We start from the raw sequence: 19,431 nt of genomic DNA on the forward strand, positions 1-19,431 counted from the left end.
CGTGATGAATGTCACGCCAATCAGCATGCAGATGATGATCCCGCAGTCCAATGAGGCAGGGAACGTCCAAAGCAATATGCAGAATCAGGTCAACGTCCAGCAGAGTTTTGAATCCATCCGTCAGAGGCAGGATGCTGAACTCGCTCGTCAGCAGGTGCGGGCAAAGGAGCAGGCCAGCGAGGATGCGCGTGTGAAGGATGATCCGGAGCGTGAGCGGCGGCAGGGCGGTCGCGGCGGCGATGGACGACGCCGTGACCGCGAGGATCACGGGCCAGAGCTGCTGCAGCGACTGGCTGCCGATCCGAGTCGCGGCGTGCATCTTGACATCAGTTTTTGATTTTTGAAATGTGGATAAGGGAGGCGTCCTGTTATTATTTCTGTTACCGAAATTCTGGGGGCACTCATCATCCTCGGGGCGGTTCTTCTGCTCATCGTGCGCTACGTTCTTCATCGGCGTCAACGCAGCGATGAGGCGGATGAGGATCTTGCGGAATCCATTGAGAAGCTGAAAAAGGAGCTGCAGCAGTCTGCTGACACCATCATCAAGCGTCTCGGCTCTCATGTGACGAAACTCGAGGGGTTGTTGCGTGAGGCGGATGACCGGCGCGTGCGCCTCGAGACGCGCGTTGCAGATGCGCAGCGCCTCGAGTGGGCGTTGCGCCAGCGCATTGAGGAGTTGGAACGCCGCTTGCGCGATCTCGGTCAGACCGCGTCTGTTCCTGCTGCTCCCAAGGCAATTCCTGCGGTGGAGACCCCCGCGTCTCCCATGCCACAGGTGCAGGAGGCGCGGCGTACGGACGGCGATGAATTCGCCGCCGTTCTGCACGCATCCATTCTGCGTGAGCAGGCGCGTGCCACGGCAGAGCCTCCAGCGCAGCCGTATACGACAGGGGCTGCGCCGCAGGTCTATGTGCCGCACGCGCCACGCGCCGCGTTGTCGCAGGAACGACCGGCGCCTCCACCTCCGACACACGGGCAGCCGATGCCGCTGCAGCGCACACAGCTTCCTGATACATCTGTGCCCCCGCCTCCAGCTCCTCCCATAGAACCGGAAGCACCCGCAAAGGAGGACGAAGCGATCATCAAGGCACGTGCACTCCTGCGTGCGGGACGTACGATCGAGCAGGTCGCACGCGAGACGGGGGTCGAGATCGGGGCGCTCCGTCTCATGAAGCAGATGACGCAAAGGGATTGACAAAACGAGAAAAGACCGTTATAATACCATTTGTTCGGGACGTAGCTCAGCTTGGTAGAGCGCTTCCTTGGGGTGGAAGAGGTCGTGAGTTCAAATCTCGTCGTTCCGACCACTTTCAGCATAGGAACCTCCGCGCAGCTTGCGTGGAGGTTTTTTCGCATAAGGAGGAGGGCTCCTATGAATCTTATTGTCGATGTCGGTGTACTTCAGGTGCTGCTGCTCGCCGTCATGTTCCTCTCCATCATGGTGGAGATCAAGACAGGCGGCCTCGGCGTGGGCGTCCTGCTCGGTATTGTCGCGGCGGCGGTCTTCTGGGGCAGCCAATATACACGGGGACTCGTGGAACTCTATCACATAGCGGTCTTTCTTGCGGGCGTGCTCATGATTATCGTGGAGATCTTGCTGCCGACCGTGGGGCTGCTCGCGGGGCTCGGTGTTGCGGCAATGCTCTACAGCATTGTGCTCGCGCTCGGCGGGGACATCGGCGCACTCGCGGCGCTTGGGATCGCACTCGTGATCTCCGTTGTGCTCTTCATGCTCATCGTCTCGCGTCTGCCGTCGAGCAAACTGTGGAACAAGATCGTTCTGCAGAAGAGCTCGCGCACACAGGAGGGCTATGTCAGCGCGGCGGAGCAGTCCGAACTTGTAGGGAAAACGGGCGAGGTGCTCACGGAGCTGCGTCCTTCGGGGACGGCACGCATTGACGGCCGCCCCGTGGATGTCATCTCGGAGGGCGCGTATATTCAAAAAGGGAAGCAGATTGTTGTCCTGTCCGTGAACGGCAGCCGCGTCGTCGTGCGCGAGGCATAGCTAGGCATCGGGCAGAAATACTAAGGAGGTACGTATGGGAACTCTGTTTGGAGGAGCATTCCTCATTGTCATCGTCATTCTTGCCGTATCCATCTTTCTGCACTTTGTGCCGCTCGGACTCTGGATATCCGCGATCTCGGCAAATGTCTCGGTCAGCATCATGTCTCTGATCGGCATGCGCCTGCGCCGCGTTCCGCCGAGCCGCATCGTACTCCCGCTCATCAAGGCGAATAAGGCGGGGCTGGATGTCAGCGTGAACCAGCTCGAGGCGCACTACCTTGCGGGCGGCAACGTGGATAAGGTGGTTGACGCGCTCATCGCGTCCCATCGTGCACAGATCGCGCTGCCGTTCGAGCGTGCGGCGGCGATCGATCTCGCAGGGCGCGATGTGCTTGACGCCGTGCAGATGAGCGTCAACCCGAAGGTCATTGAGACACCGATTGTCTCCGCTGTCGCGGCGAACGGAATCGAGCTCAAGATCAAGGCACGTGTCACCGTCCGCGCAAACATCGACCGTCTCGTCGGCGGTGCGGGCGAGCCGACGATTATCGCGCGTGTCGGCGAGGGCATTGTCACGACGGTCGGCTCTTCAGAGAACCATAAGGACGTGCTCGCAAATCCCGATGACATCTCCAAGACGGTGCTCGGCAAGGGGCTCGATGCGGGTACGGCATTCGAGATTCTCTCCATCGACATCGCGGATGTCGATGTCGGGCGCAACATCGGTGCGGAGCTTCAGACCGACCAGGCGGAGGCGGACAAGCGCATCGCGCAGGCCAAGGCGGAGGAGCGCCGTGCAATGGCGGTTGCACGCGAGCAGGAGATGAAGGCGTACACGCAGGAGATGGAGGCAAAGGTTGTCGAGGCGCAGGCGGAGGTCCCGCACGCAATGGCGCAGGCGCTGCGCGAGGGTAAGCTCGGCGTGATGGACTACTATCAGCTGAACAACATCCAGTCCGACACCGATATGCGTCAGGCAATCAGCTCTGCGGGCAAGAGCGATGAGAAGCACCCAACACCGCCCGTAAAGTGAGGCGAAGTATATGGAATACCTCATTGTCATTGCTGTTGCCATAGCGCTTGCCGTCTTTGACGATCGCGTGCGCGGCAGAAAAAAAGTGCCGCCGCCGACGGTACCGCAGGATATCCCGCGGCCGAAGAAGCGCACGGCACAAACGGGCAGCTTTGAGATTCCACCGCTGCGCGGCGCTCCCCGCGATGTACAGATCACTGTTGACGCAGAGGTGCTGCGCGCGCAGGAACTACGCGCGCGGTGGGAGGAGCAGCAGCGGGAGGCACTGCGCGCCAAACGCGCACGTGAGCGAGAGGAGCGCCTTGCTGCAGAGCAGATGGCTGCTGCCGCAGCCGTGCCGCATACGGGCGGACACGCGCATGCGCATGCGGCACTCTTGCCGCAGCTGACACCGGATACGATGAAGCAGGCGATCGTGCTTGCCGAGGTGCTCGGGAAGCCGCGCGCACTGCGCAGATTTCCAAGACGGTAAAAAATAGGAGCCCCTGCAGTCAACTGCAAGGGCTCCTATTTTCTGTAGTTATTTAATTTGATTCAGCAGCGCTGCAATCTCAGCAGCGCTTGTGTCGCCGTCCGTGCAGCTGATGATGGGCTGCGCCCCGAGCATGACGGTACGTCCGTCCGCGTAGGCGGCGGAGGCAGCGTGCCCGTTGCGGTAGGCGGCTGCAAGATTCCCCATGACGAAGTAGGCACGCTCTGCAGAGCTCATCCCGCCGGCGGGGGCAGGTGTCAGAAGGCGCTTCTTGTTCACATAGACATCGCCGTCATCGACTGTCACCTTGCCGCCGCTCATCTCCGTGAGTTTCTTCGCGTAATTGTCGCGGCGGGAGGAATTCGACGGATGATCGGCAGCGCCCGACATGATGTCAAACGCATTCGCGGAGTTGTTGCCCGAGAGGTCGATCACGCGCTGCCATACAGCAGCCGTTGCGCCTGGATTGTACGGAGAGCGTGAGATGTACTCAAATGCGAGGTTGTCCGCCTCCCACTCCATCGGCTTCGTGAGCCCCTGCCCGTTCCAGATATTTGCAGCGATCGCGCCGAGCACCGTACCCGTCGCGTTCGCGAGTATGGTAGGCCCGAGTGAGCGCTTCATGCCCTTGGCGGGGTGATCCTTCTGTCCGTGTCCCATTTCATGGGCGAGCACGACGGCGATCTCGTCCTCATTCGAGAGATAGCTGTAGAGCCCGACGTTGACACTCATATTGTGCCCAAGCGTGCAGAAGGCATTGAACCCCTCCTGCTGATTGATGAAATAATTGTATGGGCGGTCATAGACGGTCGCATCCATGGAGCCGATTGCCGCCGTGAGATTCGTAAAGATGCGGTCAAGCTGACTGTTCAGATCCCAGCGGTAATACACGCCGTATTTTTCCTGCAGTTCCTGAAAGAGTGCCTGACGTCCCTCTTCGGTCGTGTTGTAGTACTTGATCTGCTTGTTCATCTCGTCTGCCGCAGCCGCACCGCCGATGATTGCGCCGATGATCCTACCCGTATTTGCCTCAGCCGTGGCGGGCGGCACTGCAATGCCCGCTGTGATTACCGCTGAGAGTGCGAGCGCAATCCCCTTGCGCATCCATTTTTTCTTGTTCATTTTCCTACTCCTTCCATGAAGCCGTGAACATATTATAAGCGATGAAATGCGGCTTCTTCCATGTAAAAGAGGTTATAAAGTGTCTGCGAAAATAAAATAAATCATTCAGTCGGAAAGTCTGGCAGACCGCACAGAATTCTTGACACTATAGAGAAAAAACATTAAAATGGATAGAAGTATTCTATAGGCATTTTTGCATTATGAAAAAGGAGGTGGCTGTTATTATTACTGAATTACTAACGGTAATTATTGCTGTCGCCGTTGGTGTTGCTGCGGGCTATGTTGCACGCAGACGCACGGCGGAGGCTCAGATAGGATCAGCCGAAGACGAAGCAAAGCGCATTGTCGAAGAAGCCGGAAAGAAGGCTGAGACAAAGCAGAAGGAAGCACTGCTCGAGGCGAAGGAGGAGATCCAGCGCCAGCGGCAGGAGTTCGAACGAGATACGAAGGAGCGCCGCAGCGAGATTCAGCGCCTTGAGCGCCGCACGATCCAGAAGGAGGAGAATCTCGACCGCAAACTTGAGTCCATCGAAAAGAAGGAAGAGGGGCTTGCGCGTAAGGAGGCACGCATCGACAAGACGCAGGCTGAGATTACAGCACTCTACGAGACCCAGAAGCAGGAGCTCGAGCGCGTCTCGGGGCTCTCGTCAGAGGAGGCTCGCACGATTCTCATGGCGGAGGCAGAGGAAGAGCTGAAGCATGAGAAGGCACGGAAGATCAAGGAGTACATCCAGCAGACAAAGGACGAGGCGGACAAGGCAGCACGGGAGATCCTGAGCGTGGCGATCCAGCGTTGCGCCGCTGATCACGTGGCGGAGACGACGGTCTCAGTTGTGGCATTGCCAAACGACGAGATGAAGGGGCGCATCATCGGGCGTGAGGGGCGTAATATCCGCACCCTCGAGACGCTGACGGGCATCGACCTCATCATCGACGATACGCCGGAGGCGGTCATCCTCTCCGGGTTCGACCCTGTGCGGCGCGAGGTTGCGCGCATTGCGCTCGAAAAGCTGATTCAGGACGGGCGTATTCATCCCGCACGCATCGAAGAGATGATCGAGAAGGCGCGACGTGAGGTCGATCAGCGCATCAAGGAGGCGGGGGAGCAAGCGACGTTCGAGACGGGCGTCCACGGCATCCATCCTGAGCTCGTGCGTCTCCTCGGACGCATGCGCTATCGGACGAGCTACGGGCAGAACGTGCTCGCACACTCCATCGAGGTCGCGCATCTCGCAGGTCTCATGGCGGCAGAGCTCGACTGTGATGTCATGCTCGCCAAGCGCGGCGGACTCCTGCACGACATCGGCAAGGCGGTCAGCCACGAGGTTGAGGGGCCTCATGTGACGGTCGGCGCCGATCTCGCGCGCAAGTACCGCGAGTCCAAGGAAGTCATCAACATCATTGCCTGCCATCATGGCGATGAGGAGGCGACGACGATCGAGGCGGTGCTCGTCGCTGCGGCGGTTGCGGTCTCGGCAGCACGGCCGGGGGCACGCCGTGAGAGCCTCGAGTCCTACATCAAGCGACTCAAGGCGCTCGAGGAGATCGCCGAGTCGTTTGACGGCGTGGAGCGTTGCTTTGCAATTCAGGCAGGGCGCGAGATCCGCGTCATGGTAAAGCCGGACAAGGTGGATGATGCAGGCGCTGCCGTGCTCGTCCACGACATTGTAAAGAAGATCGAGGGCGATCTCGAATATCCGGGGCAGATCAAGGCGACGGTCATTCGTGAGACGCGCGTCGTCGACTATGCCAAGTAAACGGTCGCAGTCGATACGGAGAATCGAATCAGGGGGCGCAAGCCCCCTCATTTCTCGGAGTTGCAGCATGGAGCAGCGACTCCCCAAGGAGGATATATGCAGCAGCTGACGTATATCGTTTCCGGTACCGCCGATGCCCAGCGCAAGGCGGAGCAGGCAAAGGAAAAGCTGGATCGGATTCCACATATTGAGTCTCTGCTCATCACCATTGCGGCACCGTACGAGATGCCGATGGCAAAGGCGCTCCGCATGCAGGGCGCTATACGCGAGCTGTTCCCCGATGCGCGGATCTTGGCGCATACCTGTGTGCTCAAGATGGCGGATCTGCGCCTTGATACGGACGGCGTCATGCTGACCTTTACGGCGTTTGAGGCGTCTCAGGTGGAATTTGTCACCGTGGAAGGAAATACTTCGGATACGGCGACGAAGGAGCACTTTGTCCACTTTGTCGGCGCGCGGCCACATACGAAGGTCATTGAATTCTTTGTCGTCGGTCTGATGGATCAGATCAATGATTTGTTTGAGGGATTCTCTGCGATTGATGAGCGCATTGATGTATTCGGTGCGTTTGTCGATGCTGCCCCGATGGAGGCACACGGCTACATCATTGCGGATGGTGTGGCGATGCAGCTTGGCATGCTCGCAGTTGTGTTCCACGGGAAGACGCTGGATGTCCATGTGGTACGCAATTTCGGATGGAATTCGCTCGGACGCGAGATCGTTGCAACCCGCGTGGAGGGCTGTACAATCAAGGAACTGGATGGGGATGTACCGCTCAAGATCTATGAGCGCTATTTCGGCATCAAGGGCGATGGTGATTTCAGTTCGGATGCGGCGCTCTTTCCCCTCTGCTTCGAGGAGGAGGACGGCTCGATCTCGGCGCGTGTGCCGATCAAGATTGAGGAGGGCTCGGGCGAGCTGACCTTCGGCATTCCCATGGAGCAGGGGACGAAGTTCCGCCTTGCCTATGGCGACCCCTATGGGATTTTGTCGAAGGCTACGGAGAATTCGCGCGAGATGACCGCGTTCTCCCCGCAGGTGATCTTCGGAACCTCCTGTGTCGGGCACTATCTGCTGCTCGGCGACGACGTGGTGACAGAGATGACACCGTGCTCCGGATTCCCCGCCTCGACCGTGTTTGTCTTCGGCGAGGTGCGACGCGTGGGACGGCGGATCTCAACGGCAAATCTGAACGTCCTGCTTGTCGGGATGAAGGAAGATCCGGGCTACGTCAAGAATATTAAGCTGCAGACGAAGCGCGTGGCGCATCTCTCCTACAATCGGAAGATGCTCGCGTTCATGTCGCATTTCATCCGTGTCTCTGAGGAGGAGCTCTTCACGGCGAATCAGCGGCTCAGTCATCTTGCGAGCCGCGATGCGCTGACGAATCTCCTCAACCGCCGTGAGATGGAGCGCCTGCTCAAGGCGGCGGTGGTGCGTTCTCAGGAGAATAAGACACCGCTCTCCGTCATCCTCATGGACATCGACCACTTCAAGGGGGTCAATGATACCTATGGGCATGATATGGGGGACAAGGTGATCCTGTCGGTGGCGGGTGCGATCTCTCATACGATCCGCGGCTCGGATGCGGGCTGCCGCTGGGGCGGCGATGAGTTCTTCATCATTCTCGAGGGGGCACCGCTCTCGGTCGCAGGACGTGTCGGGGAGCGCATTCGCAGTACGGTGGAGTCCTCCGAGATGCCGTTTGCTCAAAATGTTACAGTGAGTGTCGGCGCGGCGACCTTTGATCCGGAGAAGGACAATGAACTGCAGCTCTTCAAGAACGCAGATGACGCGCTCTATCTGGCGAAGAAGGCGGGGCGCAATGCGGTCTACGCGCTCGGGCTCGGGCGTGTGAATAGTGTGAAATGAGGAATGCACGGGTGAAATCCTTATCAGTGCTTCCCAAGGGACGGCAGTAAGGGGGTTGATGCCATGTTTGATTTTCTGCGAAGATGTTTTTCAGGGCGCAGCGGTGGACGTACGAGAAGCGAGCAGGCACGCCCCGGTGTGCAGCTGCTCGCCTCCGTCCTCGTCTGTTTCCCTGAGATTGAAGCGGTTTCCTATGAGCCACGGCAGGAGCTGCTGACGATGGACTTCGTCGTACGTGCACGCCTTGATCCGTCAGAAATCGAGGATTTTGCCGCGTTTCTCGCCGAGAGCATTGAGACCTATTATGTGATCGAGGGCGGTGCGGCGAGTGAGATGGATTTTTCGTACGAGCAGCACGATGCGCTGACGATCCTCCACCTCGCACGGCGGATGGATGAGCTCTCGGAGCGGGAACTGAGCCTCACGGTTCAGCTCCTCACGGAGCGCTTTGGCGAGGCACTGCTCGTCGATCCGCACGGCGCGGAGGCGCTTGACGCTGAGTTCCGCACTCTGCAGCATGAGACGCTGGAGCGCATGTTGATGGCGGTGCGCGAGATCCCGCTGCGTGACCGCTTGATCGGCATACGCGAGCGCGATCAGGTGGTTGTCTATAATCGGTAAAGAAGATGGGAGGCTGTGCCGTGCGCATTATGCTGGTCGGTGACGTGGTCGGACGTGCGGGACGGCGTGCTTTCCGCGAGATTACGCCGCGCCTCAGAGCGGAGCGCAGGATTGATGTAGTCATCGTCAACGGAGAGAATTCTGCAGGGGGCAAGGGGTTCACGCGCAAAGCTCTGGATGAACTCTATGCGGGCGGTGCCGATATTGTGACTGCGGGCAATCACGTCTGGGATAAGAAAGATGTCTTCGCCTTTGTGGACGATGAGCCCTACCTCGTGCGTCCTGCGAACTATCCGGAGGGGACGCCGGGGCAGGGGTACTGCATCTTCCCGTTCAAGGCCGTGAACATCGCCGTAATGAATCTCTCGGGGCGCTCATTTATGCCCGCGCTCGACTGCCCCTTTCAAAAGGCGGACGACATTCTGGCGGAGATTAGGGGGCAGGCGGATGTCATCGTGCTCGACTTCCATGCGGAAACCACTTCGGAGAAGCTCGCGATGGGGCATTATTTAGATGGACGTGCAGATATCGTGGTCGGAACACATACGCATGTGCAGACGGCAGATGAGCAGATTCTGCCCGGCGGAACGGCATATATTACGGATCTCGGCATGGTCGGCGCGTGTGATTCCATCCTTGGCGTACGCAAGGAGATTGTGATTCAGAAATTCAGAACGGGGATGCCCGTACGCTTTGAGATGGCGGAGGGGGCGGCGGAGTATGCCGCTGTGATTGTGGACATCGAACCGAATGGGCGGCGTGCGCCGCTGATCGAGCGCATCTTGCTCCGCCAAGAGGACTGATCGAGGAGAATACTATGCCAAGCGATTTGCATATTCATACGACCTTCTCCGACGGCAAGGATACGCCAGAGGAGATCGTGGAGGCGGCAAAGGCTGCGGGGCTGCGTTATATCGCCATCACGGATCACGACAGTGTAGAGGGGGTCACGGCGCTCTATGAGAGCGGACATTATGCCTCCGGCAGTCTTCACATTATCCCCGGTGTAGGATTCAGTACGGGAGATGGACAGAACGAGATTCATATTTTAGGCTATAATATTGATATCTATGATGCCGGGCTTCAGGAAAAGCTCGAAGAGATCAGCGAGGCTCGCTGGACGCGCTTCACGGAGATTGTGGAGCGCCTGAAGGATATTGGCTATGAGATTGGTGAGACCGAGGTGCTGACGGACGAGGGGCTCTGCAAGGCGGTCGGGCGCTCTCATGTGGCACGTGTCCTCGTCAAAAAGGGCTACTTCGACTCGATACGCGCCTGCTTTGATCAGCTTCTAAAGCGTGGACGACCCGCCTATGTGCCCCATTTTTACCTCCCGATTGAGGAGATTGTCGCACTGATCAAGGGGGCAGGAGGTATCCCCGTGTTGGCCAATCCAAAGGCGATCGGGGATGAGGCTGCTGTGGAACGCATCGCTCAGCAGGGGATGGGCGGCATTGAGGCCTTCTATCCGTCGTATGACGTGCGGGACACGCAGCACTATCTGGATGTTGCACAGAAGTACGGACTACTCGTATCCGGCGGCTCGGATTATCGCGGCTTTGCGGGACGAGAGCCGGACGCCGTTGGTAAGTTTACGATTGAAGACATCTACGCGGAGAATTTCTACCGTCCGCCGCAGCATATGTGAGCCTGTGAGAGGAGAAACACAATGGACGTTATCGCACTTGTCGGTCCAAGCGGCACCGGCAAAAGCCACCGCGCCCTGTGGGTCGCCCAGAAGAACGGTGCGGACGCCATCATCGATGATGGCATTCTGATCAAAGATGGAAAGGTTGTCGGCGGATATTCGGCGAAGAAGGAGAAGAATCGGATCATGGCGGTGCGCCGTGCCATCTTCGTCCTGCCGGGGCATGCCTCCGATGTGCGCCGCGCGATTGCCGAGACCCTGCCGCGGCGCATCCTCATCCTTGGAACGTCCGAGAACATGGTGCAGAAGATTGCAAAGGCCCTCAAAATCGGACCTGTCAGCAAGATCATCCGCATCGAGGACATTGCCTCAAAGAGGGACATGGAGCTCGCGCAGTATCACCGCCTCCGCAAAGGAGAGCACATCATTCCCGTGCCGACAATCGAACTCAAGCCGCATTTCTCGGGGTATCTCATCGATCCGATCAAGAGTTTCTTCAAGACCTCCTCGTCGAAACGGCGCCGCCTCGGAGAGCGCTCCATTGTACGCCCTGTGTTCAGCTACTACGGCAAGCTCGTCATTGACGACTCGGTCATCAAGAGCATTATCCACATTGTTGCGGAGAAACTCGAGCATGTCTATCGTGTCGTCAGAACGCATGTGGAACATATCGTCAGCGGCGATGATGATCTGGGCATCACGGTTTCGCTCGAAGTGGTATTTGCCTATGGGTATGCGATTGCAGAGACCATGGCGACGCTGCGCAAAGACCTGCAGGAGGAGATCGAGCACATGACGGGCATGGTTGTGCATGAAGTTGATATTCTCGTCAAGAGTCTCCACGTCGATGCGGCAGTTCCAGCGCGCGCTTAGCCACTCCTTAAATTTTTACAGATACCTTCAAATCCGGACTTCATTTTTTTTGAGAAAAATGTTAGAATGAAAAGGATTTTTTTTAGGAATGTAGAAATAACTATATATCTGTTTTGTGTGCAGTTTTTTCCTGTGCGCATAAAATATGGGGAAAGGAACGTGACGTTTCATGCTTGAGCAGCTGGTAAACACTCCGACGATTGACATTGGCAGCCGTGCGATGGCGGCAGCATCCCTTCGGCATGAGGTGCTCAGCAATAACATTGCCAACGTGAACACACCGTACTTCAGGCGGAGTCATGTCCGCTTTGAAGACTTGCTGAAGCAAGAACTTGGGCTAGACGACAATCCTCTGATGAAGGTTGTGCGCACGCATGACCGGCATATGCCCATCGACTTTCGTGGAAAGGCGCGTCCTGTGATCGAGCAGGATACAACGACCAATATGCGTCTGGATGGGAACAATGTGGACATTGATATTGAGATGGCTGAGGTGGCAAAAAACCAGCTGTATTACAGCGCGCTGGCAACGGCGCTCGGCGGGCAAATCAGCAAGCTGAAGAGCGTTATCAACAGCGGCCAGGGCAGCTGATGTAGGGAGGGCACGATATGGGAATGTTTTTGGGAATTGATGCAGCAGCTTCCGGTCTTACGGCAGAGCGGCTGCGCATGGACGTGATCTCCAACAATATCGCAAATGCTAACACGACGCGCGCACAGGGCGGAGGTGCCTACCATCGCCGCTACGTGGTCTTCCAGCCGCGTGAGAAGGGGGCGGGCATAGGGTTTGAGTCTTTCCTTGCACGTGCTTCGAACCGTATGCGTCCCGGCGATGGCGTGCGTGCGGTTTCGATCGAAACGGATCGAACGCAGGGAACACTTGTCTATGAGCCGGGTCATCCCGATGCAAATGCGGAAGGCTATGTGGAGCGTCCAAATGTCAACATTGTCGCAGAGATGGTGGACATGATTTCGGCGTCCCGTGCCTATGAAGCGAATACAACGACAATTAATGCGGCAAAATCTATGGTGACCGCAGCGCTTCGCATTGGCGGAAATAGCTGATTACTGGGCACGCTTTAAGGGAGATCAATGTATATGGAAGTACAAGCACTGCAAATGACCCCCGTTACGATGCACGCAACCAGTCATCTGGGCGAGACCATCGAAAAAGAGCCGCCGAAGAGCTTCGGAACCTATCTGAAGGATGCCCTCTCCGAGGTCAATCAGCTCCAACTCGAATCAGACAAGCAGAACAATCTGCTCGCGGCGGGCGAAATCTCGGATGTCTCTCAGGTCGTCGTGGCAGGGCAGAAGGCAGAGATTGCACTGCAGCTGACATTGCAGCTGCGCAATCGTGCTGTGGCTGCCTATCAGGAAATCATGCGGATGCAGGTATAAGGATTGCCTGTCGTTTTCGCACGCCTCGCAGGAGACGTTGCATAACCGTGATGACTTGAAGGGAAAGAGATTATGGGAGAGTGGAAAGAGCGCGGCCTTGCCTTGTGGAACCGCTTTGACAAGCGCCAGCGCTACATCATGCTCGGTTCGGCGCTCGCGATTCTCGTCCTCATCTTTGGGCTGAGCTTCTGGTACGGCAGCAAGCCCGATATGGTGCCGCTGTTTACGGATATGGAGACCAAGGACGCGGGTGAGGTCGCCAACCAGCTGCGCGAATCGAAGATCACCTACGAGGTGCAGGAGAACAAGTCGGGTACGACGATTCTTGTGCCGACGACAAATGTCCACGAGGCACGTCTTAACCTTGCAACGCAGGGGCTTCCGCGTGGGAACAAGGGCTTTGAGATCTTCGATGACAGCAAGCTCGGCGTCACCGAGTTCCAGAACCGTGTCAACTACCTGCAGGCGCTGCAGGGCGAGCTGACGCGTACGATCGAACAGCTTGAGGCGGTTGAGAAGGCTCGTGTTCATATTGTGCTGCCTGAGGACAGCCTCTATAAAAAAGAAGAGAAGCCTGCAACGGCTTCCATTATGCTGCGCCTCAAGCCCAATGCGGAGCTGACGAAGAAGGAGATCAAGGGCATTGTCAACCTTGCAGCGCACAGCATCAAGGGACTGACGCCTGAGAATATCACGATTGTCGATGATACAGGCAAGATCCTGAACGATCCCGACGATCAGGATGAGAAATCCATCGGCGTTAAGACTCTCACCCAGCTCGATATGACGCGCAAGGTGCAGGACAACATCGAGAAGAAGGTGCAGTCCCTGCTCGACCAGACCCTTGGCGAGGGACGTGCCTTTGCACGCGTCAGCGTGGAACTTGACTTTGACGACCGCCTGACGGATCGTCAGACCTTCACACCTGTTGTGGACGACGCGGGCATCATTCGCAGTCAGCAGGATATCTCCGAGAGCTATGTCGGCAGTTCTACGAATCCAGGTGGCCCTGCGGGCGTGCAGAGCAACGTCCCCGGCTATGTCGAGCAGGAGACGAATGCGAATGCCGAGTATGAGAAAAAGGAATCCACAAAGAACTACGAGATCAACGAAGAGCGTCAGCACGTCATCGCCTCCCCGGGGTCAATTCGTCGTCTGACGGTCGCTGTTCTTGTCAATGACGATGTGACGCAGCCGCAGCAGGAGAGTATCCTGCGCACGGTGAGCAGCGCGGCCGGTATTAACCCGTCGCGCGGTGATACGATTTCCGTCGAGCCCCTACCATTCAGCACGGAGGCAGCAGAGCGCCGCGCCGCAGAGGAACAGGCGGAGAAGGATCGTCAGGATCGCATTTTCTATACGCAGGTTGCACTTGCCCTGCTCCTCATTGCCCTCATCGTCGGCGGCATCCTCATGTATCGCCGCAAGAAGCGTCTCGAGCGCGAGGCTGCCGAAGAGGCACAGCGTCTCGAAGAGGAGCGTATCGCAGAGGAGCGTGCCGCAGCGATTGCAGCGGGCGAGGTCGAGGAAGAAGACCTCTCCGAGGAGGAGCAGCAGCAGATGAACCAGAAACTCGCGCTGCTCGCACTCATCGACAGCAAGCCGGAAGAGGTTGCACTCCTCGTTAAGACGTGGCTTTCGGAGGAGGAGTAAGTATGCCGGATATGTATGGCAGTGGTGATCTGTCCAATCAGCAGAAAGCGGCGATCCTCTTCATCGCCATCGGCCCGGAGTACTCGGCAAAGCTCTTCCAGCATATGGATGACGATGAGATCGAGCATTTGACGCTCGAGATCGCAAATCAGAAGCAGGTCTCCGCCGCACTCAAGGCGGAGGTCATCGCCGAGTTCTACTCCATGTGCATGGCGCAGGACTACATCTCCTCGGGCGGTCTGCAGTATGCGCAGAACGTCCTGGAGAAGGCTCTCGGTCCCGACAAGGCGCTCGAGATCATCAATCGTCTCACGACGAGTCTGCAGGTGCGTCCCTTCGACTTCCTGCGCAAGACAGATCCTGCGCAGCTGCTTAACTTCATTCAGAACGAACATCCGCAGACCATCGCGCTCATCATGGCGTATCTCGATCCCGATCAGGCGGCCATCGTCCTTGGGGCGCTCCCGCCGGAGTCGCAGGTCGAGGTCACGAAGCGCGTGGCGATGATGGACCGCACGTCGCCGGACTTCATCCGTGAGGTCGAGCGCGTGCTCGAGAGGAAACTGTCCTCGATGGTCACGCAGGACTTCACATCGGCGGGCGGCATCAAGGCAATCGTCGAGGTGCTCAACCGCGTCGACCGCACGACGGAGAAGGCGATTGTCGAGACCCTCGAGGTCGACAATCCCGAACTGGCCGAGGAGATCAAGAAGCTCATGTTCGTCTTCGAGGACATTGTCCAGATCGACGATCGTTCGCTGCAGCTTGTTTTGCGCCAGGTCGAGACGAAGGATCTCTCGCTTGCACTCAAGGCAACGCCACAGGAAGTTGCGGAGAAGGTATTCAAGAATATGTCGACCCGCGCTGCCGATATGCTGCGTGAGGAGATTGAGTTCATGGGGCCGGTCAAGATCCGCGATGTCGAGGAGGCGCAGCAGAAGGTTGTCGGCGTTATCCGCGCACTCGAGGACAAGGGCGAGATTGTGATTTCGCGTGGCAAGGGAGACGAGATGATTGTCTAGAGTTATCAAGGCAGCCGTCTGGGAAGAGAATCCCCATCTCATCGACGTGCCGCCCCCACCGCCGCCGCCCCGTGAGGATGGTGAGGAGGAAGGGCTGAGCGAAGAGGCTGTCCAGAATCTGCTCGCGCGCATTGCAGAGCGTGAGCAGGCAATGGATGAGCGCGTCAAGGAGGCGGAGATCCACGTTGCAGTCCTTCGCGGGGAAGCCGAGGAGGAACGCGAGCGGCTTCTTAGTGAGGCGCAGACAAAGATCGAACAGGATCGCGAAGAGGCTCGTGCCAAGGGGCATGAGGAGGGCTTTGCTGCAGGTCGTGAGGCGGGGAAAGCCGCTGTGCGCGAGGAGATGGCAGAGCTTATCCGCCAGACCAACGCACAGGCGGAGAAGACCCTGCGCGATGCGCGTGATGCCATCCGTGACTATGTGGTGAATGCAGAGGAGGACATCGTATCGATCGCCATGACAGCGGTCGAGCGCGTCCTGCCGCAGCATTTCATCGACGTGCCCCAGATGGTTCTGCCCATTGTGCGCGATGCCATCCTGCGCGTCAAGGATCAGAAGGAGATCGTTGTTCACGTTCCTCCGCAGAGCTATGACTTCGTGTTGATGGCGCGCGATGAACTGCGCAGCATACTGACGGCAGGGGACTCGAATCTGACGATAACCTCCGACGATGGGCTGAAGCCTGGCGACTGCCTCGTGGAGACCCCGAACGGCAGCGTGGACGCGCGGCTTCAGACACAGATCGAACAGCTGAAAAAAGCTGTGCGGGAAGTTATGTTATGAATATGAGTGAAACGGGGGGGAATCCCCCATTTTCCATAGATATCCATAAATTTCGGGATGCCCTGCACGCCGCTTCCCCGATGAAGCTGACGGGCAAGGTGACTCAGATCATCGGGCTCGTTATCGAGTCGCAGGGACCGACGGTCACCGTCGGGGAGCTCTGCTATGTGAGCTCGCATTTTGCGGGACTCCCGCCGATCCCGGCGGAGGTCGTGGGCTTCCGTGAGGGGAGCGTACTCCTCATGCCCGTCGGCGAGATGCAGGGCATCGGTCCCGGCTGCGAGGTCATCGCAACGGGACGCCGCCTGCGCGTGAAGGTGGGGCCGGAGCTGCTTGGGCGTGTGCTCGACGGTCTCGGCAACCCCATCGACGGCAAGGGACCGATCCTCGCAAAGGAAGAGTATCCGCTGCAGGCACCGCCACCGCCGCCGCTGACGCGCCCGCGTATTCACGACAACCTCTACGTCGGCGTGCGCGCGATCGACGGGCTGATTACGCTCGGCGACGGGCAGCGCATCGGCATCATGGCGGGGTCGGGCGTCGGCAAGTCCACGCTGCTCTCGATGGTCGCACGCAATACCGAGGCGGACATCAGCGTCATCACCCTCGTGGGTGAGCGCGGTCGCGAGGTGCGCGACTTCATTGAGCGCGACCTTGGCGAGGAGGGGCTGAAGCGCTCCGTTGTCGTCGTGGCGACCTCCGATCAGCCCGCACTCGTCCGCATCAAGGGGGCGATGACGGGTACGGCGATCGCCGAGTATTTCCGCGATCAGGGCCACAAGGTCGTGCTTATGATGGACTCCGTCACACGCTTTGCGATGGCACAGCGCGAGGTCGGACTCACGATCGGCGAGCCGCCCGCGACGCGTGGCTATACGCCGTCCGTCTTTGCCATGCTGCCCCGCCTCCTCGAGCGCGCGGGCACGAGCGAGAAGGGATCGATTACAGGCATCTATACCGTCCTCGTGGACGGCGATGATATGAATGAGCCGATTGCGGACGCTGTGCGCTCCATCCTCGACGGGCATATCGTGCTCTCGCGCAGGATTGCGGCGCAGAACCACTTCCCCGCGATCGATGTGCTCGGCAGCGTCAGCCGCGTCATGTACGAGGTTGTCGACAAGAGCCATCTCGAGGCGGCGCAGGAGATGCGCCAGCTCATGGCGGTCTACAGCGAGGCGGAGGATCTCATCCACATCGGGGCATATGTCAAGGGCTCGAGCCCGAAGATTGACGCCGCAATCCAGCGGATTGACGGCATCAACGAATTCCTCTGTCAGGACATTTACGAAGTGACCTCCTACGAGGAGACGGAGCAGCGCCTGCTCTCCGCCGTGGGTAAGGCTGCGGCATCCGCAGCACCGAGCGCTGAGGCAGCATCATGAAAAAATTTCGATTTCAGCTCGAGACCCTGCTCAAGGTGACGCGCATGAAGAAGGAGGAGGCGGAGGTTGCCTTCGCCGAGGCTGTGCGCCGTCTCGAGGATGCCCGCGCCTATCAACGGCAGCTGCTTGAGGAGATGCATCAGGGGCAGCTCGACTACGAGAACCTCTCGAAAGAGGGCACGCGGATCAAGATCGGCACGCTCATGAGCTTCAACCGCTTCTTTGGATGGAAGCGTCAGCAGATCGAGGATCAGCAGCAGGTGATCCTGCAGGCGAACGCCGAGCGGCAGAAGCGGCTCAAGATTCTCATGGAGCAGATGAGTGCCCTCAAGAGCATCGAAAAACTGAAGGAAAAGCGCCTTGCGGAATACAAGGCGGAGGTCTTGCAGGAGGAGCAGAAGATGCTCGACGAGATCGGCCTGCAGCTGACCATGCGAAATAGGGAATTGGAGGAAGCAGTATGATGGACCTTTCGGGCATCCAGCAGATACAGGCGCGCATTGCGGAGATTGAGGGGCAGTTCTCCCTTCAGAATCAGCAGCTTCCGGGCATGGATTTTGCATCAAAGCTGCAGCAGGAGATCGACAAGAATGTCACGACTGCGGCAGGCAAGGCACATGCGGCGCAGCGCGTGCAGGAGAGCTCTGCCGCCCATCAGGCGACGACCTCCGCGCAGGAGAACTTTGCCAATCCCGACCTTGCACGCATGATTCACACGGCGGCGACGAAATATGCCGTCGATCCGAAGCTCATCTCTGCAGTCGCGGAGGTCGAGTCCGGCGGCGATCAGAATGCCGTTTCGCCTGCGGGCGCGGTCGGCGTCATGCAGCTGATGCCAGAGACGGCTGCGGGGCTTGGCGTCAATCCCTACGATATGAAGAGCAATGTCGAGGGCGGTGCAAAGTATCTGCGCGAGATGCTCGACACCTTTGACGGCGACGTGAAGAAGGCAGTTGCCGCCTACAATGCGGGGCCAAATGCGGTGAAGGCCTACGGCGGCGTTCCGCCCTATGCAGAGACGCAGAACTACGTGTCGAGCGTTCTGGACATCTATCGCTGAGCGAATAAATCGTGTATAATAAGGGGAAGAGAAAGAGGGCAGGGATTCCATGCGGAAGAAATTGAAGATCCTATTCATACTGATCTTACTCCTCGTACTGATCGCGGGCGGCTTCGCGCTCGGCGTCTATCTCCGGCTCTTTGATACGCAGGCGCTCAATGAGGAGTACGGCCTGCACGAACTGCCCATCATCGGCGAGTACTTTGTCCCGCCGGCAGGTAGGGATCATGCGGCTGCACCTGCGGAGACCGCAGCACCTGCTCCTGCGGGAGCTGCCGCCGCTGCCGCGCCGAAAAAGGCTCCCCAGACTGTGAAGATCACGAAAGAGGAGATCGAAAAGCAGCAGAAGGAGCGCGAGGCGGCGGAGAAGAAGCGCGTGACGAAGCTTGCGCGTCTTTACAACGATATGAAGGCGGCGGATGCGGCAAAGGTCATGGAGAGTCTTGACATCGATCTCTGCATTGCGATCCTCCAGCGCATGGACGAGGGGAATGCAGCTAAGGTCATGGCGGCATTCGAGCCCGAGCGCGCCGCCCAGATCACGCAGATCATCTATGAGGGTGTGCCGCAGCGTACAAAGAATGCGCGCAATGCAGCTGCCGCTGCCGTGCCCGGTGTGGAGCAGGGCGAGGAAGCAGAGCCACAGCAATAGGGAATTGGGAAATACAACATAGGATGGAGAGAACCTGCGAAGTTGCCTTTCAGCTGCTTCGCAGGTTTTTA

22 protein-coding genes and 1 tRNA gene are annotated in these 19,431 nt (G+C 58.4%); 22 read left to right on the forward strand and 1 reads right to left on the reverse strand.

Going from position 1 to position 19,431, the window contains the following annotated elements; all coding sequences use genetic code 11:
• The first annotated feature begins 4 nt into the window (after positions 1-4).
• The 6 genes from H1B31_RS05550 (at position 5) to H1B31_RS05575 (ending at position 3,510) form a co-directional block, all read left to right on the forward strand.
• Entirely contained in the window at positions 5-337 is a 333-nt protein-coding gene (locus H1B31_RS05550; RefSeq protein ID WP_009441156.1) for a hypothetical protein, read from the forward strand.
• 96 nt (positions 338-433) lie between these two features.
• A complete protein-coding gene (locus H1B31_RS05555) occupies positions 434-1,195 on the forward strand; it encodes a hypothetical protein (protein ID WP_185981180.1) in 762 nt (253 codons plus the stop codon).
• 35 nt (positions 1,196-1,230) lie between these two features.
• Positions 1,231-1,307, forward strand: a tRNA-Pro gene (locus H1B31_RS05560).
• Between the two features lie 65 nt (positions 1,308-1,372).
• Positions 1,373-2,005 (forward strand): NfeD family protein, encoded by a 633-nt coding sequence (locus H1B31_RS05565; RefSeq protein ID WP_185981181.1) that lies wholly within the window; start codon positions 1,373-1,375, stop codon positions 2,003-2,005.
• A gap of 34 nt (positions 2,006-2,039) precedes the next feature.
• Positions 2,040-3,038 carry a flotillin-like protein FloA gene (floA, locus tag H1B31_RS05570; protein WP_009441153.1) on the forward strand — a complete coding sequence of 333 codons (999 nt, stop codon included), beginning with the start codon at positions 2,040-2,042 and terminating at the stop codon, positions 3,036-3,038.
• 10 nt (positions 3,039-3,048) lie between these two features.
• Entirely contained in the window at positions 3,049-3,510 is a 462-nt protein-coding gene (locus H1B31_RS05575) for a hypothetical protein (RefSeq protein ID WP_185979617.1), read from the forward strand.
• 48 nt (positions 3,511-3,558) lie between these two features.
• On the opposite strand, the gene H1B31_RS05580 is transcribed toward H1B31_RS05575, so the two are convergent.
• A complete protein-coding gene (locus H1B31_RS05580; protein WP_185979618.1) occupies positions 3,559-4,632 on the reverse strand; it encodes a M48 family metallopeptidase in 1,074 nt (357 codons plus the stop codon).
• Between the two features lie 200 nt (positions 4,633-4,832).
• Here H1B31_RS05580 and rny point away from each other — a divergent pair, with 200 nt between their 5' ends.
• The 16 genes from rny (at position 4,833) to H1B31_RS05660 (ending at position 19,360) form a co-directional block, all read left to right on the forward strand.
• Entirely contained in the window at positions 4,833-6,389 is a 1,557-nt protein-coding gene (rny, locus tag H1B31_RS05585) for a ribonuclease Y (protein ID WP_185979619.1), read from the forward strand.
• Between the two features lie 96 nt (positions 6,390-6,485).
• Entirely contained in the window at positions 6,486-8,261 is a 1,776-nt protein-coding gene (locus tag H1B31_RS05590) for a sensor domain-containing diguanylate cyclase (RefSeq protein ID WP_185979620.1), read from the forward strand.
• Positions 8,262-8,324: 63 nt separating this feature from the next.
• The gene (locus H1B31_RS05595; protein WP_185979621.1) at positions 8,325-8,882 is read left to right on the forward strand and encodes a hypothetical protein; all 558 of its coding nucleotides are present in this window, start codon (positions 8,325-8,327) and stop codon (positions 8,880-8,882) included.
• A 20-nt stretch (positions 8,883-8,902) separates the two neighbouring features.
• Entirely contained in the window at positions 8,903-9,685 is a 783-nt protein-coding gene (locus H1B31_RS05600; RefSeq protein ID WP_185979622.1) for a TIGR00282 family metallophosphoesterase, read from the forward strand.
• Between the two features lie 14 nt (positions 9,686-9,699).
• Positions 9,700-10,530 (forward strand): PHP domain-containing protein, encoded by an 831-nt coding sequence (locus H1B31_RS05605; protein ID WP_009441146.1) that lies wholly within the window; start codon positions 9,700-9,702, stop codon positions 10,528-10,530.
• A gap of 21 nt (positions 10,531-10,551) precedes the next feature.
• Positions 10,552-11,403 (forward strand): Asp23/Gls24 family envelope stress response protein, encoded by an 852-nt coding sequence (locus H1B31_RS05610; RefSeq protein WP_185979623.1) that lies wholly within the window; start codon positions 10,552-10,554, stop codon positions 11,401-11,403.
• Between the two features lie 169 nt (positions 11,404-11,572).
• Positions 11,573-11,995, forward strand: a complete 423-nt coding sequence (flgB, locus tag H1B31_RS05615; RefSeq protein ID WP_185979624.1) for a flagellar basal body rod protein FlgB — start codon at positions 11,573-11,575, stop codon at positions 11,993-11,995.
• A gap of 17 nt (positions 11,996-12,012) precedes the next feature.
• Positions 12,013-12,468: a flagellar basal body rod protein FlgC gene (gene flgC / locus H1B31_RS05620; RefSeq protein ID WP_009441142.1), complete on the forward strand. Its 456-nt coding sequence runs from the start codon at positions 12,013-12,015 to the stop codon at positions 12,466-12,468.
• Between the two features lie 33 nt (positions 12,469-12,501).
• On the forward strand, positions 12,502-12,804 hold the full coding sequence (gene fliE / locus H1B31_RS05625; protein WP_185979625.1) for a flagellar hook-basal body complex protein FliE: 303 nt from the start codon (positions 12,502-12,504) through the stop codon (positions 12,802-12,804).
• Between the two features lie 72 nt (positions 12,805-12,876).
• The gene (gene fliF / locus H1B31_RS05630; RefSeq protein WP_009441140.1) at positions 12,877-14,457 is read left to right on the forward strand and encodes a flagellar basal-body MS-ring/collar protein FliF; all 1,581 of its coding nucleotides are present in this window, start codon (positions 12,877-12,879) and stop codon (positions 14,455-14,457) included.
• A 2-nt stretch (positions 14,458-14,459) separates the two neighbouring features.
• A complete protein-coding gene (gene fliG / locus H1B31_RS05635; RefSeq protein WP_009441139.1) occupies positions 14,460-15,479 on the forward strand; it encodes a flagellar motor switch protein FliG in 1,020 nt (339 codons plus the stop codon).
• Entirely contained in the window at positions 15,472-16,263 is a 792-nt protein-coding gene (locus H1B31_RS05640) for a FliH/SctL family protein (RefSeq protein ID WP_185979626.1), read from the forward strand. Before fliG ends, H1B31_RS05640 begins: the two co-directional genes overlap by 8 nt.
• A complete protein-coding gene (gene fliI / locus H1B31_RS05645) occupies positions 16,260-17,648 on the forward strand; it encodes a flagellar protein export ATPase FliI (protein ID WP_009441137.1) in 1,389 nt (462 codons plus the stop codon). The genes H1B31_RS05640 and fliI overlap by 4 nt, the downstream gene beginning before the upstream one ends.
• Complete coding sequence (gene fliJ / locus H1B31_RS05650) at positions 17,645-18,112, forward strand: flagellar export protein FliJ (protein ID WP_185979627.1); 468 nt, start codon at positions 17,645-17,647, stop codon at positions 18,110-18,112. The genes fliI and fliJ overlap by 4 nt, the downstream gene beginning before the upstream one ends.
• Positions 18,109-18,708, forward strand: a complete 600-nt coding sequence (locus tag H1B31_RS05655) for a lytic transglycosylase domain-containing protein (RefSeq protein WP_185979628.1) — start codon at positions 18,109-18,111, stop codon at positions 18,706-18,708. The genes fliJ and H1B31_RS05655 overlap by 4 nt, the downstream gene beginning before the upstream one ends.
• 49 nt (positions 18,709-18,757) lie before the next feature.
• A complete protein-coding gene (locus H1B31_RS05660) occupies positions 18,758-19,360 on the forward strand; it encodes a MotE family protein (RefSeq protein WP_185979629.1) in 603 nt (200 codons plus the stop codon).
• Positions 19,361-19,431: the final 71 nt, after the last annotated feature.

The organism is Selenomonas timonae (genome assembly GCF_014250475.1).
Lineage (GTDB): Bacteria > Bacillota > Negativicutes > Selenomonadales > Selenomonadaceae > Centipeda > Centipeda timonae.

Bases quoted from the DNA above. Each gene is read 5' to 3' on its own strand.
- H1B31_RS05550 (WP_009441156.1), top strand. From the start codon at position 5: ATGAATGTCACGCCAATCAGCATGCAGATGATGATCCCGCAGTCCAAT.
- H1B31_RS05565 (WP_185981181.1), top strand. From the start codon at position 1,373: ATGAATCTTATTGTCGATGTCGGTGTACTTCAGGTGCTGCTGCTCGCC.
- floA (WP_009441153.1), top strand. From the start codon at position 2,040: ATGGGAACTCTGTTTGGAGGAGCATTCCTCATTGTCATCGTCATTCTT.
- H1B31_RS05575 (WP_185979617.1), top strand. From the start codon at position 3,049: ATGGAATACCTCATTGTCATTGCTGTTGCCATAGCGCTTGCCGTCTTT.
- H1B31_RS05580 (WP_185979618.1), bottom strand. From the start codon at position 4,632: ATGAACAAGAAAAAATGGATGCGCAAGGGGATTGCGCTCGCACTCTCA.
- rny (WP_185979619.1), top strand. From the start codon at position 4,833: ATGAAAAAGGAGGTGGCTGTTATTATTACTGAATTACTAACGGTAATT.
- H1B31_RS05590 (WP_185979620.1), top strand. From the start codon at position 6,486: ATGCAGCAGCTGACGTATATCGTTTCCGGTACCGCCGATGCCCAGCGC.
- H1B31_RS05595 (WP_185979621.1), top strand. From the start codon at position 8,325: ATGTTTGATTTTCTGCGAAGATGTTTTTCAGGGCGCAGCGGTGGACGT.
- H1B31_RS05605 (WP_009441146.1), top strand. From the start codon at position 9,700: ATGCCAAGCGATTTGCATATTCATACGACCTTCTCCGACGGCAAGGAT.
- H1B31_RS05610 (WP_185979623.1), top strand. From the start codon at position 10,552: ATGGACGTTATCGCACTTGTCGGTCCAAGCGGCACCGGCAAAAGCCAC.
- flgB (WP_185979624.1), top strand. From the start codon at position 11,573: ATGCTTGAGCAGCTGGTAAACACTCCGACGATTGACATTGGCAGCCGT.
- flgC (WP_009441142.1), top strand. From the start codon at position 12,013: ATGGGAATGTTTTTGGGAATTGATGCAGCAGCTTCCGGTCTTACGGCA.
- fliE (WP_185979625.1), top strand. From the start codon at position 12,502: ATGGAAGTACAAGCACTGCAAATGACCCCCGTTACGATGCACGCAACC.
- fliF (WP_009441140.1), top strand. From the start codon at position 12,877: ATGGGAGAGTGGAAAGAGCGCGGCCTTGCCTTGTGGAACCGCTTTGAC.
- fliG (WP_009441139.1), top strand. From the start codon at position 14,460: ATGCCGGATATGTATGGCAGTGGTGATCTGTCCAATCAGCAGAAAGCG.
- fliI (WP_009441137.1), top strand. From the start codon at position 16,260: ATGAATATGAGTGAAACGGGGGGGAATCCCCCATTTTCCATAGATATC.
- fliJ (WP_185979627.1), top strand. From the start codon at position 17,645: ATGAAAAAATTTCGATTTCAGCTCGAGACCCTGCTCAAGGTGACGCGC.
- H1B31_RS05655 (WP_185979628.1), top strand. From the start codon at position 18,109: ATGATGGACCTTTCGGGCATCCAGCAGATACAGGCGCGCATTGCGGAG.
- H1B31_RS05660 (WP_185979629.1), top strand. From the start codon at position 18,758: ATGCGGAAGAAATTGAAGATCCTATTCATACTGATCTTACTCCTCGTA.